The organism is Rahnella sp. AA, assembly GCF_002834385.1.
Taxonomy (GTDB): domain Bacteria; phylum Pseudomonadota; class Gammaproteobacteria; order Enterobacterales; family Enterobacteriaceae; genus Rahnella.
This window is the reverse complement of record NZ_PITQ01000012.1, coordinates 25,250-41,674: the sequence shown is the minus strand read 5'-3', so window position 1 is coordinate 41,674 and position 16,425 is coordinate 25,250. Positions and strand designations below refer to the sequence as shown.

Here is a 16,425-nt window from a genome sequence, read left to right as displayed (position 1 = left end):
ACCGAAATGGCAAATTTGAAATTACAGGCAGTGACCAAGTCTTACGACGGCAAAAACCAGATTATCCAGAGCATTGATCTGGACGTCGCCGACGGCGAATTCATCGTGATGGTCGGGCCTTCCGGCTGCGGGAAATCCACGCTGCTGCGCATGGTGGCGGGGCTTGAGCGCACGACGTCCGGCGATATCTACATTAACGACCAGCGCGTGACTGAGCTTGAGCCAAAAGATCGCGGTATCGCGATGGTATTCCAGAACTACGCACTGTATCCGCATATGACTGTGTTCGAAAACATGGCGTATGGCCTGAAAATCCGCGGCTTCGGCAAAGCGCAGATTAGCGACCGTGTCGAAGAAGCAGCACGCATTCTCGAACTCGGCCCGCTGCTCAAGCGTAAGCCGCGTGAGCTTTCCGGCGGCCAGCGTCAGCGCGTCGCGATGGGGCGCGCCATTGTGCGCGAACCGGCAGTTTTCCTGTTCGACGAGCCGCTCTCTAATCTCGATGCCAAACTACGCGTGCAAATGCGCCTCGAATTACAGGAGTTACACCGTCGCCTGCGCACCACCAGTTTGTACGTCACGCACGATCAGGTTGAGGCGATGACGCTGGCAGAACGCGTCATCGTGATGAACAAAGGTATCGCCGAGCAGATTGGCACGCCGTCGGAAGTTTACCGCCGTCCGGCCAGCCTGTTTGTCGCCAGCTTTATCGGCTCTCCGGCCATGAATTTACTGCCCGGCCAGCTGACCACCGACGGCACTTCGCTGGTGATGGAAGGCGGTTTTGAGCTTCCGCTGCCGGTCCCGCGCCCGGAATGGGGTGGCCGCGAACTGACCGTCGGCATTCGTCCTGAACATATCCATCTGACGGACGACACGCAAAACGGCATTCCGATGGTGCTCAATACGCTGGAATTGCTGGGCGCAGATAATCTGGCGCACGGCAAACTGGCGGGCAGCGGCGTTGTGGTACGTTTATCGCATGAAGTATTTCCTACCGCCGGTTCGCTGTTACGCTTGGTTTTCCCGGCGAAAGCGTTACACTTTTTCGATACCAACAGCGGATTACGGATGGAATGAACATGAAAGCCTGGCCTTATCCTCGTATTGTAGCGCACCGCGGCGGTGGTGCTCTGGCACCGGAAAATACGCTGGCGGCTATCGACGTGGGCGCGAAATACGGTCACACGATGATCGAATTTGACGCCAAACTGGCGCAGGGTGGGGAAATTTTCTTACTGCACGACGACACGCTGAACCGCACCAGTAATGGCTGGGGCGTGGCGGGTGAATTGCCATGGGAAAAACTCGAACGTCTCGATGCCGGTGACTGGTATGGCGCAGAGTTCAAAGGAGAAAAACTCCCGTTGCTGTCGCAGGTCGCCGAGCGTTGTGCGCGGCACAACATGATGGCGAATATCGAAATCAAACCGACGACCGGGCTGGATGAAAAAACCGGAACCGACGTCGCGCTGGCTGCCCGTGAATTGTGGAGAAACCAGGCCGTTCCGCCGCTGCTTTCCTCTTTCGAATTTGCTGCGCTGGTGGCTGCCAAAAAAGCGGCACCCGAGCTTCCGCGTGGTTTGTTAATCGATGAATGGCATGAAGACTGGGAAGCGCTGACCGGCGAGCTGGAATGTGCGTCACTGCATCTCAATCATAAACTGCTCAATGAAGAACGCGTGAAAGCGATTAAAGCCGCCGGGCTGCATATTCTGGTGTATACCGTGAATAACCCGGACCGTGCCCGCGAGTTACTGGGCTGGGGCGTGGATTGCATCTGCACGGATAAGATTGATGTGATCGGGCCGGATTTCATCTGAAACGTGGTGATAAAATACGACATCAGGCGTGGAAGATGCCACGCCCGATGAAATCACTAAGGTGTCTGATTTAACTTCTGATTCAGTGTCTGATTGTTCTGCTGGATCTGCAACCGCTGCTGGTTGCTCTGAATCTGGGATTTCAGTTTGAGTTGCTGTTGCTGCTGGCTGCTGCGCAAATCCTGCTCCTGCTGACGCTTTTGCATCTGCTGGTTAATCTGCTGCTGTTGCTGCATCCGTTGTTGTGACGGATTGGTCAGCAGCGGATCGTTAGGATTAGGCACCTTCTCGGCTGCGCTGGCGGCCTGTACGGCGAACAACAGCGGCAGGGCGGCGATGACTCCATGCATGAATTTCATTTAGTTATTCTCCATTTCCGGTCATCCTCTAAGTGTATGCCATCACACCAACGGGTGTGAGATTTCAGGGCACGAATCCCTCAAAGCGTGGGGATGCTCTCGTTTGCTCTATAATTGACCATATGTAAACCACCTTCACGCGCCGCGGTTATCCACATTCCGCTACAATCGTGCATCTCTTACATTTTAGGGCTCAACTGCCGTGCCTTTACTTATTATCACCACTATTTTGTGGGCCTTTTCGTTCAGCCTGATCGGAGTTTATCTGGCCGGACAGGTCGACAGCGTCTTCGCCGTGCTGGTCCGTTTGGGGCTGGCGGCGCTGGTATTCCTGCCGTTCCTGCGCTGGAAAGGCCATCAGCTCACCACCATTTTGCTGTATATGGCGGTCGGCGCGATGCAGCTTGGCATCATGTATCTCATCAGCTTTGAAGCGTATCTGTACCTGTCGGTGCCGGAATTCCTGCTGTTTACGGTGATGACGCCGCTGTACGTGACGCTGATTTATGACCTGATCAGCGGGCGCAAAATCCGCATTGGCTACGCGCTGAGCGCACTGCTGGCGGTGGCCGGTGCGGCGATTATCCGTTACGACCACATCAGCGAACATTTCATCATCGGCCTGCTGCTGGTGCAGGCGGCGAACATCTGTTTTGCCATCGGTCAGGTGGGATATAAACGCCTGATGGAAACCCGTCCGATGCCGCAACATACGGCGTTCTCGTGGTTCTATATCGGTGCGCTGATGTGTGCCGTCGTGGCCTGGTTCCTCTGGGGGAACCCGCAAAAACTGCCGACCACGGATCTGCAATGGGGCATTCTGGTGTGGCTGGGGATTGGCGCGTCTGGGATCGGGTATTTCATGTGGAACTACGGGGCCACGCAGGTGGACGCCGGAACGCTGGGGATTATGAACAACTTTCACGTCCCGGCCGGGCTGCTGGTCAATCTGGCGATCTGGCAACAGCAGCCTCACTGGCCGAGTTTTATTATCGGCGCTGCGGTGATTATGTCCTCACTGTGGGTACACCGGCGTTGGGTCGTGCCGCGTCGCGAACAAACGGCAGATGATCGCACGCGTGCTGCCGCGCCGAACGAATAAACGCTTCGGTGACGGGCTGACGCTGCTCGCCGTCGCGCACGGCGGCGAACAGACGGCTCCATAAACCTTCGCCCAGGGTCTTAGTGACGACGAGGCCCTGGCGCTCAAAACTCTCCACGACCCAGTGCGGTAACGCCGCAATCCCCATTCTCGCAGACACCATCTGAATCAATAACAACGTGTTATCGACGCTTTTCAGCGACGGGCTGACGCCTGCCGGTTGCAGGAAATGCCGCCAGATATCCAGACGCTGACGCTGAACCGGATAAATCATCAGGGTTTCCGTACTCAGATCTTCCGGCGTAATCACGGTTTTAGCCGCCAGCGGATGATCCGGTGCCAGCACCAGACGGACTTCGTAATCGAACATCGGGGAATAGTGCAAACCGCTGCGCGGCAGAATATCGGAGGTCAGCACAATATCCAGCTCGCCCTGTTGCAGCGCTGGTTGCGGGTCAAACGTCACACCGGATTTGAAATCCATCACCACATGCGGCCAGTTCTGGTGGAAGTTATCCAGCGCGGGCGTCAGCCACTGAATACAGCTGTGGCATTCAATCGCGATACGCAGTGAAGTCTGGTGCGGCTCATTGCACGCCTGCAATGCCTGCTGGATTTGAGGCAGCACCTGTTCTGCCAGATTCAGCATGATTTCGCCCTGTGGCGTAAACCGCAGCGGCTGGCTTTTCCGCACGAACAACCTGAAACCCAGCCGTTGCTCAAGGTCGCTGAACTGGTGCGACAGGGCCGATTGTGTCTGATGAAGCTGCGAGGCGGCGGCGGCCAGTGACCCGGTGTTGCGCAGTGCTTGCAACGTTCGCAGGTGTTTCAGTTCGATCATGAGAGTCCTTCACTGTGACATGAATAATTTGCGCTTGTGGAATATACAGTACCTGCGGATTATGGATGTGTAAACATCTGGACGGCTAAACAGGAATTAAAAAGATGACGATACTGAATCACACTCTGGGTTTTCCACGCGTTGGTCTGCGTCGTGAACTTAAAAAAGCACAAGAAAGCTACTGGGCAGGTCACTCCACTCAGGAAGAACTGCTGGCAACCGGACGTGAACTGCGCGCCCGTCACTGGAAACAACAAACTGAAGCAGGCGTGGATCAGGTGCCGGTGGGCGATTTCGCCTGGTACGATCACGTACTGACCACCAGCCTACTGCTGGGCAACGTGCCTGCACGTCACCAGAATGCTGACGGTTCTGTCGATCTCGATACCTTATTCCGTCTTGGCCGTGGCCGCGCACCGACCGGTAAGCCGGCTGCCGCTGCGGAAATGACCAAATGGTTTAACACCAACTATCACTACATGGTGCCGGAGTTTGTGAAGGGCCAGAAATTCAAGCTGACCTGGACACAGCTGCTGGAAGAAGTGGATGAAGCACTGGCGCTCGGCCACAAAGTGAAACCGGTCCTGCTCGGGCCGCTGACTTACCTGTGGCTCGGCAAAGTGAAAGGCGAGCAATTTGACCGTCTTTCACTGCTCAACGATATTCTGCCTGTTTACCAGCAGGTGCTGGCTGAACTGGCCAAACGGGATATCGAATGGGTGCAGATTGATGAACCTGCGCTGGTTCTGGAATTGCCGCAGGAATGGCTGGATGCGTACAAACCGGCTTACACCGCGCTGCAACAAAGCAAAATCAAACTGCTGCTGACGACTTATTTCGACAGCGTCGGTCACAACCTCGACACTATCCGCCAGCTGCCGGTTCAGGGACTGCACATTGATGCTGTTGCAGGTCGCGACGACCTGCAAACCGTCATTAACGCGCTGCCAAAAGACTGGCTGATTTCTCTGGGCGTGATTAATGGCCGTAACGTCTGGCGTGCGGATCTGAGCACCTGGTTTGACCGTCTGAAGCCGCTGGTTGAAGGCCGCAATATCTGGATCGGCAGCTCATGTTCGCTTCTGCACAGCCCGATCGACTTAAGCGTTGAAAGCCGGCTGGATGAAGAAGTGAAAAGCTGGTTCGCCTTTGCCCTGCAAAAATGTGCCGAGCTGTCACTGCTGACTTCTGCACTGAACAACCCGACCGCAGAAGCACAGCAAAAACTGGCGGAATATAGCGCGCCAATCCGCGCCCGCCGCGAATCTGCACGTGTTCATAACCCGGCCGTCGGCAAACGTGTTGCTGCGATTACGGCGGCGGACATTGAACGTCCAAACGTTTATACGAAGCGTGCCGTTGCGCAGCGTGCCCGCTTTAATCTGCCTGCATGGCCGACGACCACAATCGGTTCATTCCCGCAAACCACCGAAATTCGTGGCCTGCGTCTGGACTTTAAACAGGGCCGTCTGGACAACAACAAATATCGTACCGGCATCAGCGAGCACATCCGCCAGGCCATTAAAGAACAGGAGCGTCTGGATATCGACGTACTGGTTCACGGCGAAGCAGAACGTAACGACATGGTGGAATATTTCGGCGAGCATCTGGACGGTTTTGTGTTCACGCAAAACGGCTGGGTACAGAGCTACGGTTCCCGCTGCGTCAAACCGCCGGTTATCATCGGCGACGTCAGCCGTCCGGAAGCCATCACCGTTGAGTGGGCGAAATACGCACAGTCGCTGACCGAAAAACCGGTGAAAGGCATGCTGACCGGCCCGCTGACCATTCTCTGCTGGTCATTCCCGCGTGAAGATGTCAGCCGTGAGACCATCGCTAAGCAAATCGGTCTGGCGCTGCGCGACGAAGTGGAAGACCTGGAAAAAGCCGGTATTGGCATCATCCAGATTGACGAGCCGGCACTGCGCGAAGGCCTGCCGCTGCGCCGCTCAGAATGGAAGGCGTACCTGCGCTGGGCAGTCGATGCCTTCAAACTGAACGCCGCGATTGCCAGCGATGACACGCAGATCCACACCCACATGTGTTACTGCGAATTCAACGACATCATGGATTCCATTGCCGCGCTGGATGCCGACGTGATCACCATCGAAACCTCACGTTCTGATATGGATCTGCTGGAGTCATTCAAAGACTTCGAGTATCCGAACGAAATCGGGCCGGGTGTTTACGACATTCACTCACCGAACGTGCCAAGCGTGGAATGGATTGAAGACCTGCTGCGCAAAGCGGCGGATCGTATCCCGGCAGAACGCCTGTGGGTAAACCCGGACTGTGGCCTGAAAACCCGTGGCTGGCCGGAAACCCGCGAATCGCTGGAAAACATGGTGAAAGCCGCCAAGCGTCTGCGCGCAGAGAATCTCTGATTACGTTGTGTTGTTGCTGAAACGTTTGGGGCACTCCGGTGCCCCTTTTTTATTTCAATTTTGTATTCCAATTTTTATTACCCGTTAAATCTCCCAGAAATACCGGACTCATTCGCACTTTGTTACGTCTCTTTCAGCCCCCGTCATACGGCGGCTGTAGCGCTATCCGGGTGAAGTAATGCAGCTGATTTCCACGAAGGGCGCGGTTCTCCGCTAGGCTTAAAGCCTGTTTCACGGATTTATTCCTTCATCTGAACAGGGAGAGAACATGAACCGATTTACAGATAAAGTGGTTGTCGTTACTGGCGCAGGTTCTGGCATGGGCGCGGCATCGGCGCGACGTTTTTCTTCGGAAGGCGCGATTGTCGTGCTGGTGGGGAGAACAAAAGAGAAACTGGAGAAAGTCGCCAAAACGCTGAGCAGCACGCAGTATTACATTCATCTGGCGGACGTTTCTTCCGCGCAGGATGTCGAGCGGATGGCGGCGGTGATCGAAGACAAATTCGGGCGTGTTGATGTGCTGGTTAACGGCGCGGGCGTTGTTGTACAAGGTAAAGCGACCGAAGCCAGCCTGGATGACTGGCAGAAAATTATCGCCATTGATCTGAGCGGCGTCTTTTACTGCACGCGATTCTTCATGCCTGCATTGATCAAAAGTAAGGGAAATATCGTCAACATTTCTTCGGTTTCTGGTACCGGTGGCGACTGGGGAATGAGTTTCTATAATGCGGCAAAAGGCGGCGTGACGAACTTTACCCGCTCGATTGCGATGGACCACGGTAAAGACGGCGTGCGTGTTAACGCGGTGTGTCCGTCACTGACCTTTACGGAGATGGCGGCTGGAATTAAAGACAACAAGCCGTTGCTGGCTAAATTTGCCGAACGAATTCCGCTGGGACGGGGTGCGGAACCGGAAGAAATCGCGGATGTGATTGCCTTTCTTGCCAGCCACGACGCCCGTTTTGTGACCGGCGTAAACCTGCCGGTTGATGGCGGTTTGTCGGCGTCCAACGGCCAGCCTCCGCAGGCATAAGCTGATATTTCCGGCCCGCATTTTCACCCGCAGGCCGGATTTCCCGGTACTCCTCCCAAATTTGTGACTTCCTTTTCTGTCTGCACCGCAGGTTAGTTATGATGAAGCGATTCTGCTGACAGGTAACCTGAACATGACGCACCCTCTTTTTCCCGTTTTATCTCCGGTACTTGAGCAACCCGAAGGCGTCCGGCAGGTGTTTTTTGCCGGAACACAGCACCCTGTACCCGAACTTGCATATCAGGTTGATTTCCCGCGTCTGGAATTCATCCTTGAAGGGGAGCAGATGATGGAATGGGAAAATGAGCAGGGCGTGAGTCAGGTTGTCCGGATGCAGGCGGGAGATGCGTTATTCGTGCCTGCAAGAGGCTGGAACAGCCCGCAGTGGCAAACGCCGGTTCGCACGCTGAGCCTGTTATTTGGCAAACAACAGCTGGGTTTCAGCTTGCTCGGCTGGGACGGCAAGCAGTTTGATTCGCGTGAAAAAGGCAATACCGGCAGGCGCGGGCCGCGCGTGGGCGCTTTTATGTTGCAGGCGCTTAATGAACTGGCGTGGCACCGGGCGGATCAACTGACGGCGAGGTTCCTGGTGAAAGGTTTACTGAGCCACGCACTGGATTTATTCAGTTCCTCGGCACATACCGCCTCACGCAGTCAGGCGCTTTTCGGCGCGATACGCCAGCATATCGAAGAGCATTACCGCGAGCCGCTTACGCGGGATTCGGTCGCCAAAGCGTTTTATATTTCACCGAATTATCTGTCGCATCTGTTTCAGAAAAGCGGCGGGATTGGGCTTAACGAATACCTGAACTACGTGCGGCTGGAGCAGGCGAAAAGTCTGCTGAAGGGTTACGACATGAAAGTGAAAGAAGTCGCCCATGCCTGCGGGTACATCGACAGCAACTATTTTTGCCGCCAGTTTAAGAAAAGCACCGAACGTTCCCCTTCCGAATACCGCCGCCAGTATCGCAGCCAGTTTGAGAGTCTGGAGCCGTAAACGCGCTGAAAGCCGCTATCATGCAAGAACGATGTGCGTGCCTTGCGGAGATGCGGCGATCTTTTTTACGGCGGCCATGACTTTTTCCGGCGTACGCAAAAATGTGTGAATGCCGGTCTGTACGCAGCGGCTGTGGGTAAAACGGTCACTGTTTTCTAACTGGATCTCCGTGATGAGCAAAACGATATCCGCCTGAGCAATATCGGCTTCCGAGAGTGCGTTTTCGACGCCCAGCGCGCCCTGCGTCTCCACTTTCACCTGCCATTTTTCCTGCAAACACAGTTTTTCCAGGCGTTCAGCCGCCATATACGTGTGTGCGACACCGCTGATGCAGGCGGTGACTCCGACCAGTTTTAATGACATTTACCGCTCCCTTTAGCTGGAATTTTACCCGCCCATCGTCACGGTATACCCATCGCTTTCAGCCATTGCGCGCAATGGTGCAAGAGTGACGGCATCCGGCACAGGTGTTTTATGCATCGAATAGGACTTTCCTAATAACGGATATTTTGCTTCTCCGTATTTGTGGAAGGGTAACAGATGGATTTCATTTAAGTTGAAGGGTTTAAGGAAATCCAGGATCTGGCGCAGGTTTTCCTGTGTCAGCGTGTAGCCGGGGATAAGGGGGACGCGCGGAAGCACTTTCACATCGCGTTTTATCAGCGCCTGAAAATTCTCCAGCACTCTGGGCTGATTCATGTTCAGCACGGTACGGGCCAGCGTGGCATCCATGATTTTGAAATCAAATAACACCTGATCGCAGCGATCAGCCACCGAAAGCAGATGATCCAGCGGCACATCGCCTGCGGTTTCAATGGCCGTGTGGATCCCGAGGCCTTGTAATTCCTTCAACAACTCGCGGGCAAAAACCGGTTGCATCAGCACTTCGCCACCGGAAAGTGTAATGCCGCCGCCGGATGAGCGGAAAAAAACTTCATCCTTGAGCAGCCGGGACATCAGCACTGACAGCGTAATGTCTTCGCCCACATATTCCAGCGCGCCGCTCGGGCATTCCTGCGGATCCTGCAAACAGGTCCGGCAGTTCAGACATTTTGCCTGACGTTTGATGGTCTGGATCCGGGGCGACATGGATTCAGGGTTAGCACACCACGGGCAGCGGTGCGGGCAACCTTTGAAGAAAACCATCGTGCGGATGCCCTGACCGTCGTTGAGAGAAAAACGCTGAATATTAAAGATGCGTCCCGTCAGGGATTTTTCAGCGGTTTCATAAGCTCCGTTGACCGTGGGGATCCGCAGGTCAGAGCTGGTGCGCGGTGCGGCCGATAATGTCATCCTGAATCTCCTTTGACAGTTCGACAAAGAACGCGCTGTATCCGGCGACCCTGACCACTAATCCGGCGAAATCCTGCGGACGCCTTTGCGCTTCCCGAAGCTGTTCTGCATTCACCACGTTGAACTGAACATGCTGTAATTTCAGACGGGTGAAAGCACCGAGAAAATCAGCCAGTTTATTCAAGCCCTGCAAACCTTCCAGCGTTGATGGCGTGAATTTCACGTTCAGCAGCGTACCGTTTGAGAGCAGCGTGTTGTCGAGCTTGCTGACGGATTTCAGTACCGCGGTTGGCCCCTGATGATCCTGCCCGAGCATCGGCGACAGGCCTCCGTCGGCCAGTTGTTCACCGGCAAAGCGCCCGTCCGGCGTTGCGCCTACGACCGCGCCGAGCGGGACGTGGGCGGAAACGGTGTATGACCCCGGCGTAAACTGGCCGCCGCGCGGGTTGCGGTACTGCTCGACCTCTTTGCAATAAAAACGCAGCAAGTCAGCGCTGATCAGGTCAACTTCATCGACGTCGTTGCCGTACTTCTCGAAGCGGTTGATCAGGCGGGCGCGGACCGCGCGGCCCTCTTCGCTGGCGAAGTTCTCTTTCAGCGAGGCAAGCAGTTCATCAAAGCTCAGGCGTTGCTGATCAAACACCAGCCCTTTCAGCGCATGCAGTGAATCACTGAGGTTTGCGATACCGATGCCCTGAACGCCGGAAAAATTATAGCGCGCGCCACCGGCAGTAATGTCTTTCCCGCTTTTCAGACAGCCTTCAATGAAAGACGACAGCAACGGAACCGGTGCCCAGTCGCGGTGGCCGATATCGCAGATATTGCTGCCCTGCGCCATCAGTTTCACGTAGTGGCTGATTTTCTGGCGGATCTGTTCCACCAGCCCAAAGTAGGTAATCGCAGAATTTCCTTCGTTCTCATGCAGCGTTAACTCCATGACTTTTAGCAGGTTGAACATCGCAATGTCATGAAGCCCGTACGTTTTCCCTGGGATAGATAATTCGACGCAGCCGACAACGGCATAATCCCGGGCATCTTCCAGGCTCACGCCGCGATTGAGAAAAGCCGGGACCACCACTTCATCGTTGAAGATTTGCGGAATACCGGTACCGAGACGGATAGTTTCGGCTGTTTTCAGCAGGAAAGGTCGGTCGATCAGCTCGTTCACCCGCACGCCGAGATTGGGCTGCGGCAGGCAGATGCTCTGATAGGCGTCCAGACACAGGAATGACAATACGTTGACTGCGCTGCGCCCCGTCTCGGTTAAACCGCCGAGTAAAATCGTATAACCCGTTGGGAAACCGGCGAAATATCGGGCGCTTGACGTTGAACGTAACAGCACAATGTCATTGCATTTCACCCACAGGCTTTCCAGCAGCTCTTTCAAAAACTCCGGCTGTTCGCCGTGTGAAAGGGAATGCTGATAGAACGGCAACATGTACTGATCGAAGCGCCCGAGCGACAGCGAACTGGCGTTGGATTCGTACTGCAAAATAATATTCATGTACCAGAACAGCTGGCAGGTCTGATAGAAATCCTGCGGTTTCTTACCGGAAATATGCGTGGAGATGGCGGCAATACGTTCCAGTTCCTGCTTTCTCCGGACGTCTTCGCAATCACTGGCCATCTCCGTCGCCAGCGCGGCATAACGCAAAATGTGGCGCTGGGCGGCCTGCAAGAGGATCAGTGCCGCCTGATAAAACGTATTTTCCGCTTCCTGCTCAATGTGCTGCTGCAACTCAGACACCAGATTATCCAGCCCGGTATTCAGCAGGCGCGGGTAATCAATAATGATGTGCCCTTGGCCTTTGTCGGTCTGGTTGATGCTAAATATCTGGGTTTTGGTCGCCGCCTTAACGTCCTCCGGCATTTGCTGATTAATGAAATCTTTCATCGAGCGGGATTCCCAGTAAGGGAAAAGCTGCTCGCGGTAAATCTGTTTATCCTGCTCTGAAATGTTGAAGCGGTCCTGCGGACGGGTGGCGAAAGCATCCAGCTCTTTCAGCAACCAGTAAGGATCCATTTCAGGTGAGACGATTCCCGCTCGTGGTTTTACCGTGCGATTGCCGGCGATCAGCTCGTCTTCACGCAGGGTAATTCCAACGTTGTCCAAAATGTAAGCCGTCGCTTTAGCGCGGCGCAGAAGTGTGCATTCACCTTCTGTACTGCGATGGCTTTCGGTATACAGCAGGGCACGTTCCAGCGAAATTTCACGCGGGCTGGCGAAGAGTGCTGCTTTCAGACGTTCGATACGGGAAGTCATCTTATTCTCCTTGTAATTAATCCGCAGCCGTCGCGCTGGCGAGGTGTGCCGAGATTTTTTCCATGATGGCGTCGGCCCGTTTTACAGCGTCGCTGATTGCCACGCGAACCACGACTTTGCCCTTAAAGCGTTCTTCAAATTTGATGCCGATGTCTTTGGTGAGGATCACCATGTCGGCGGCGGCGACATCATCCACGGTCAGTTCATTTTCCAGGCCAATCGAGCCCTGAGTTTCGACTTTGCAATCCCAGCCTTTGGCTTTGGCCGCACGTTCAATCGCTTCGGCGGCCATATAGGTGTGGGCAACGCCGGACGGGCAGGCAGTGACAGCAATAATTTTAGTCATGATTTTCACCTTCGGTTTAATGTCTGAGGTCAGTTAATTTCGAAATCCAGATCCAGATCGGCTTCCTGATGCTTTTTAGCCGACTGTTTTTTAGCAGCCAGATACTTCAGCACGTTGACGCACACGGCGGTCACGACCATGCCGACCAGCAGGGCCGCGATATACCCCAGTTTCCCCTGAACGACCGGCAGCACAATCAATCCGCCCCAGCCTGCGTAGCATTGTGCGCCAACCAGTGCTGCAGTCACCGCGGCACAGGCGGAACCCACCATGATGGAGGGAATAACGCGCAGCGGGTCAGCGGCGGCGAAAGGGATCGCGCCTTCTGTTACGCCCACGCAGCCCATCAGCAGGGCGGCTTTTCCGGCTTCGCGTTCTTCAGTGGAATAGTATTTGCGGCCAATCAGTGTGGCGAAACCCAGCCCCAGCGGTGGTGTGGCGATAGCGACAGCGGCAATTGCCACGACGGTATAAACGCCCTGTGCCACACAAATCAGCATAAAGGCGTAGGCGACTTTATTGACCGGCCCGCCCATATCGAAGGCCAGCATCAGCCCCATAATGATGGCGAGCACGACAATGCTGCCCTGCTGCATACCTTGCAGCCAGTGGGTCAGCGAGGAAGTCAGCAGCCCGACGGGTTCGCCCAGCCCCCACATCATGATGCCCGCCGTCAGCAAGGTACCGATAATCGGGATCACAAAGATCGGCATTACGGAACGCAGGATCTTCGGTACCGGGATCTTTTTCAGATAGAAAACGATGATCCCCCCAAGAAGACCGGCGATGATCGCCCCGAAGAAGCCTGCGCCAAAAGAAGCACCGACCCAGGCGCCGATGGCTGACGGCGCGAGCGCAGAGCGGTCGGAGATGGAATATCCGATGTAAGCCGCCAGGAAAGGCACCATCAGCGTCAGACCGGCCACGCCAATATCAAACAGCTTTTTCAGGTTCGGGTCTGTCGCCGCATCCGGTACGGCACCTTTGCCATAAAGCATCACGGAAACAGCCAGGAGAATGCCGCCCGCGACCACAAACGGAATCATATGAGACACGCCAGTCATCAGGTGCTGACGGGTATTTTTTAGAATATTGAGCAAGTCTTTCATGATTGACTCCACGGGGTACCGATGTCGGGCTAAAAATCGCAAGTATCAGAGGCTTCATTTCAAAAACCGCAGATACAGAAAGGCTATCGACCTCAACAATAGGCTGCTGATGGTGGCGCTAATAGTGGACAAATTTGTGTTTTACTGGACTTTTGTAATGTCGGATCAAAAATGCGAGCCGGTTCAAATAACAAGGAATAGCGTGAGGTTTTCAGGCGGACTGGTGGTGTGAGCTGCCTCGCAAAAAAGAGTAAACATTACATTTATCCAGTGTTTGTCATTTTTGTCTGGTAGTCAGAGGATCTGTCTGGCTCTTATCCTGCAATAAGCCGGTGCTTTTCACCGAAATCTGGGATGAGGATTCAGAAATGGCCAAGAAGTTGAGCTTCACCTGCATACTGGTAAATGGTGTTCACGCCCGCCCGGCCAGCCATATTGAAACGCTATGTAATGGATTTGATTCTGCTTTTCACTGGCACAATGCCCGCTCTGACCGCAAGGCCGATGGCAAAAGTGTTCTGTCGCTGATTGGTGCGGATATTTTGCTGGGTGATGAATGCCACGTCACCGTGGAAGGGGAGGATGAAGAAGCGGCGTATGCCGCGCTGGCGCATTTTATTGAACATCAGTTTCCGCTGTGTGATGAAGCCCTGCCTGAGCACGATGATCAGGCAGAACAGGAACCTCTTCCTGAATCTCTGGCACATCTTTCCCCGCTGGTTTTTCGCGCCCGTTCTGTCAGTGAAGGCTGTGCGCTGGGGAAACTGGTCAGCCTTGCCCGCGTAAATCTGGCGACCCTGACGGATTTACCTGAGCCGCAAGGCACGGATAAAGAACAAAGTTTGCTTTCCCACGGGCTGGCGGCGCTGGAGAAATCTATCGAGCTTCAGTTGATGGCTGGGAGCGGCACGGTGACCGCCGTTCTGGAGGCGCACCGCTCTTTGCTGCGTGATAACAGCCTGCGCGATGTGCTGCATCAGCATGTCATGGAAGGGAAAAGTTGCGCGCAAAGCGTTGTGGAAACGGCCCTGCATTTCAGCCAACAGCTGGCACAATCCTCCAGTGTCTATTTGCGTGAACGCGAACTGGACATTCGTGATGTCAGCTTCCAGCTGTTGCAGCAAATCTATGGCGAGGATTGTTTTGCCTCTCAGCAAAAACTGAGCGAGGCGAGCATTTGTCTGGCGGATGAACTGACGCCAAGCCAGTTTCTTGAGCTCGATAAACAACACCTTAAAGGATTACTGCTCGGCAGCGGTGGCAGCACATCGCACACGGTAATCCTCGCCCGGTCTTTCAATATTCCCACGCTGGTTGGGGTCGATCCTCAGCCATTACAGACCTATCTGCGGCAGGATGTGCAGATTGATGGTGATCTCGGGCTGGTGGCTTGTGCGCTCAGCGAACCGGTGCGCCGTTATTATCGTCAGGAAGAACGTGTCCGCCAGGCATTGCGGCAACAACAGAGTGCATACCTTGATAAGCCAGGATACACCGCCGACGGCGTGCGTCTGGAAGTGGCGGCGAATATCGCGCATTCCGTCGAAGCCTCAGCAGCATTTAGCAATGGTGCTGAGGCGGTGGGGCTGTTCCGTACGGAAATGCTCTATATGGATCGCGCGAGCGCGCCTTCTGAGGATGAGCTGTACAATATTTATTGTCAGGCAACGGAAGCAGCAAAAGGCAAAACCATTATTATCCGTACAATGGATATTGGTGGCGATAAGCCAGTTAATTACCTGAATATTCCTGCTGAAAACAACCCTTTCCTGGGCTATCGCGCCGTCCGTATTTATCAGGAGTTCCTGCCTTTATTCCACACGCAGCTGCGTTCGATTTTGCGTGCCTCTGCACACGGCTCGTTGAAAATCATGATTCCGATGATTTCCTCGATGGAAGAAATTTTATGGGTAAAAGACCGGCTGGCGGAAGCCAAACAGTCGCTGCGCAATGAACAGATTCCGTTTGATGAAAAAATCCCGTTTGGGATCATGCTGGAAGTCCCGTCTGTGATGTTCATCATCGATCAGTGCTGCGAAGAGATTGATTTCTTTAGCATCGGCAGCAACGATCTGACGCAATACCTGCTCGCCGTCGACCGCGATAACGCCAAAGTTACCCGCCATTACAACAGCCTGAATCCGGCATTCCTGCGTGGCCTTGACCACGTCGTACGCGAAGTGCATCGCCACGGGAAATGGATTGGTCTGTGCGGCGAACTGGGCGCAAAAGGTTCTGTACTGCCGCTGCTGGTCGGTCTCGGGCTGGATGAAATCAGCATGAGCGCGCCGTCGGTGCCGGTGACTAAAGCGCGTCTGGCAAAACTCGACAGCCGGGAGTGCCGTCAGTTGCTCAACCGTGCGATGCAGTGCCGCACGTCGCTTGAGGTTGAACATTTGCTGGCTCAGTTCCGTATGGCCGTGAACGATGCACCTCTGATCACCACAGAATGCGTGGCGCTCAATGCGGACTGGTGCAGCAAAGAGGAAGTGATTAAAGGCATGGTCGATAACCTGATGTTGGCCGGGCGTTGCCGCTACCCGCGAAAACTTGCTGCCGATGTATGGGCGCGTGAAGCCGTATTTTCAACTGGCCTCGGGTTTGGATTTGCCATTCCTCACACCAAATCGGAACACATTGAGCAATCGACAATCAGTGTAGCCAAACTGCAGGAGCCGGTGCAGTGGGGCGACGAAGAGGCGCAGTTTGTCATTATGCTGACCCTCAATAAACATGCTGCCGGCGATCAGCATATGCGGATTTTCTCAAAGCTGGCGCGCCGGATTATGCACGAGAGTTTCCGCGATGCGTTGATGAATTCGACCACGGCAGCGCAGATTGAAACGTTGCTCAAACAAGAACTTGAACTCTGACA

14 protein-coding genes are annotated in these 16,425 nt (G+C 54.6%); 7 read left to right on the top strand and 7 right to left on the bottom strand.

Annotated elements, in window-relative coordinates; translation table 11 throughout:
- The first annotated feature begins 6 nt into the window (after window positions 1-6).
- On the top strand, window positions 7-1,080 hold the full coding sequence (locus tag CWS43_RS22690; RefSeq protein ID WP_101079406.1) for a sn-glycerol-3-phosphate import ATP-binding protein UgpC: 1,074 nt from the start codon (window positions 7-9) through the stop codon (window positions 1,078-1,080).
- 2 nt (window positions 1,081-1,082) lie between these two features.
- Window positions 1,083-1,823: a glycerophosphodiester phosphodiesterase gene (gene ugpQ / locus CWS43_RS22685; RefSeq protein ID WP_101079405.1), complete on the top strand. Its 741-nt coding sequence runs from the start codon at window positions 1,083-1,085 to the stop codon at window positions 1,821-1,823.
- A gap of 56 nt (window positions 1,824-1,879) precedes the next feature.
- Here the strand turns inward: ugpQ and CWS43_RS22680 are convergent, their stop codons facing one another.
- Window positions 1,880-2,182, bottom strand: coding sequence for a DUF2756 domain-containing protein (locus CWS43_RS22680; protein WP_101079404.1), 303 nt, complete (start codon window positions 2,180-2,182; stop codon window positions 1,880-1,882).
- A gap of 202 nt (window positions 2,183-2,384) precedes the next feature.
- Here CWS43_RS22680 and CWS43_RS22675 point away from each other — a divergent pair, with 202 nt between their 5' ends.
- Entirely contained in the window at window positions 2,385-3,284 is a 900-nt protein-coding gene (locus CWS43_RS22675; RefSeq protein WP_101079403.1) for a carboxylate/amino acid/amine transporter, read from the top strand.
- On the opposite strand, the gene metR is transcribed toward CWS43_RS22675, so the two are convergent.
- Window positions 3,190-4,125, bottom strand: coding sequence for an HTH-type transcriptional regulator MetR (gene metR, locus CWS43_RS22670; protein ID WP_101079402.1), 936 nt, complete (start codon window positions 4,123-4,125; stop codon window positions 3,190-3,192). The genes CWS43_RS22675 and metR overlap by 95 nt on opposite strands.
- Before the next feature lie 104 nt (window positions 4,126-4,229).
- Here metR and metE point away from each other — a divergent pair, with 104 nt between their 5' ends.
- The 3 genes from metE (at window position 4,230) to CWS43_RS22655 (ending at window position 8,539) form a co-directional block, all read left to right on the top strand.
- Window positions 4,230-6,509 (top strand): 5-methyltetrahydropteroyltriglutamate--homocysteine S-methyltransferase, encoded by a 2,280-nt coding sequence (metE, locus tag CWS43_RS22665; RefSeq protein ID WP_101079401.1) that lies wholly within the window; start codon window positions 4,230-4,232, stop codon window positions 6,507-6,509.
- A 268-nt stretch (window positions 6,510-6,777) separates the two neighbouring features.
- Complete coding sequence (locus CWS43_RS22660) at window positions 6,778-7,542, top strand: SDR family NAD(P)-dependent oxidoreductase (RefSeq protein WP_101079400.1); 765 nt, start codon at window positions 6,778-6,780, stop codon at window positions 7,540-7,542.
- Between the two features lie 133 nt (window positions 7,543-7,675).
- Window positions 7,676-8,539, top strand: coding sequence for an AraC family transcriptional regulator (locus CWS43_RS22655; protein WP_101079399.1), 864 nt, complete (start codon window positions 7,676-7,678; stop codon window positions 8,537-8,539).
- A gap of 18 nt (window positions 8,540-8,557) precedes the next feature.
- Here the strand turns inward: CWS43_RS22655 and CWS43_RS22650 are convergent, their stop codons facing one another.
- From CWS43_RS22650 to CWS43_RS22630, 5 genes are read right to left on the bottom strand one after another with little or no spacing between them, the layout of a single operon-like run.
- Complete coding sequence (locus CWS43_RS22650) at window positions 8,558-8,902, bottom strand: PTS fructose-like transporter subunit IIB (protein ID WP_101079398.1); 345 nt, start codon at window positions 8,900-8,902, stop codon at window positions 8,558-8,560.
- A gap of 24 nt (window positions 8,903-8,926) precedes the next feature.
- Window positions 8,927-9,832 (bottom strand): [formate-C-acetyltransferase]-activating enzyme, encoded by a 906-nt coding sequence (locus tag CWS43_RS22645; RefSeq protein WP_101079397.1) that lies wholly within the window; start codon window positions 9,830-9,832, stop codon window positions 8,927-8,929.
- Entirely contained in the window at window positions 9,798-12,095 is a 2,298-nt protein-coding gene (locus CWS43_RS22640; protein ID WP_101079396.1) for a formate C-acetyltransferase, read from the bottom strand. The genes CWS43_RS22645 and CWS43_RS22640 overlap by 35 nt, the downstream gene beginning before the upstream one ends.
- A 16-nt stretch (window positions 12,096-12,111) precedes the next feature.
- The gene (locus tag CWS43_RS22635) at window positions 12,112-12,441 is read right to left on the bottom strand and encodes a PTS fructose-like transporter subunit IIB (RefSeq protein ID WP_101079390.1); all 330 of its coding nucleotides are present in this window, start codon (window positions 12,439-12,441) and stop codon (window positions 12,112-12,114) included.
- Between the two features lie 29 nt (window positions 12,442-12,470).
- On the bottom strand, window positions 12,471-13,550 hold the full coding sequence (locus tag CWS43_RS22630) for a PTS fructose transporter subunit EIIC (protein WP_101079388.1): 1,080 nt from the start codon (window positions 13,548-13,550) through the stop codon (window positions 12,471-12,473).
- A 368-nt stretch (window positions 13,551-13,918) separates the two neighbouring features.
- On the opposite strand from CWS43_RS22630, the gene ptsP reads away from it, so the two are divergent.
- Window positions 13,919-16,423, top strand: coding sequence for a phosphoenolpyruvate--protein phosphotransferase (gene ptsP, locus CWS43_RS22620; RefSeq protein WP_101079485.1), 2,505 nt, complete (start codon window positions 13,919-13,921; stop codon window positions 16,421-16,423).
- Window positions 16,424-16,425: the final 2 nt, after the last annotated feature.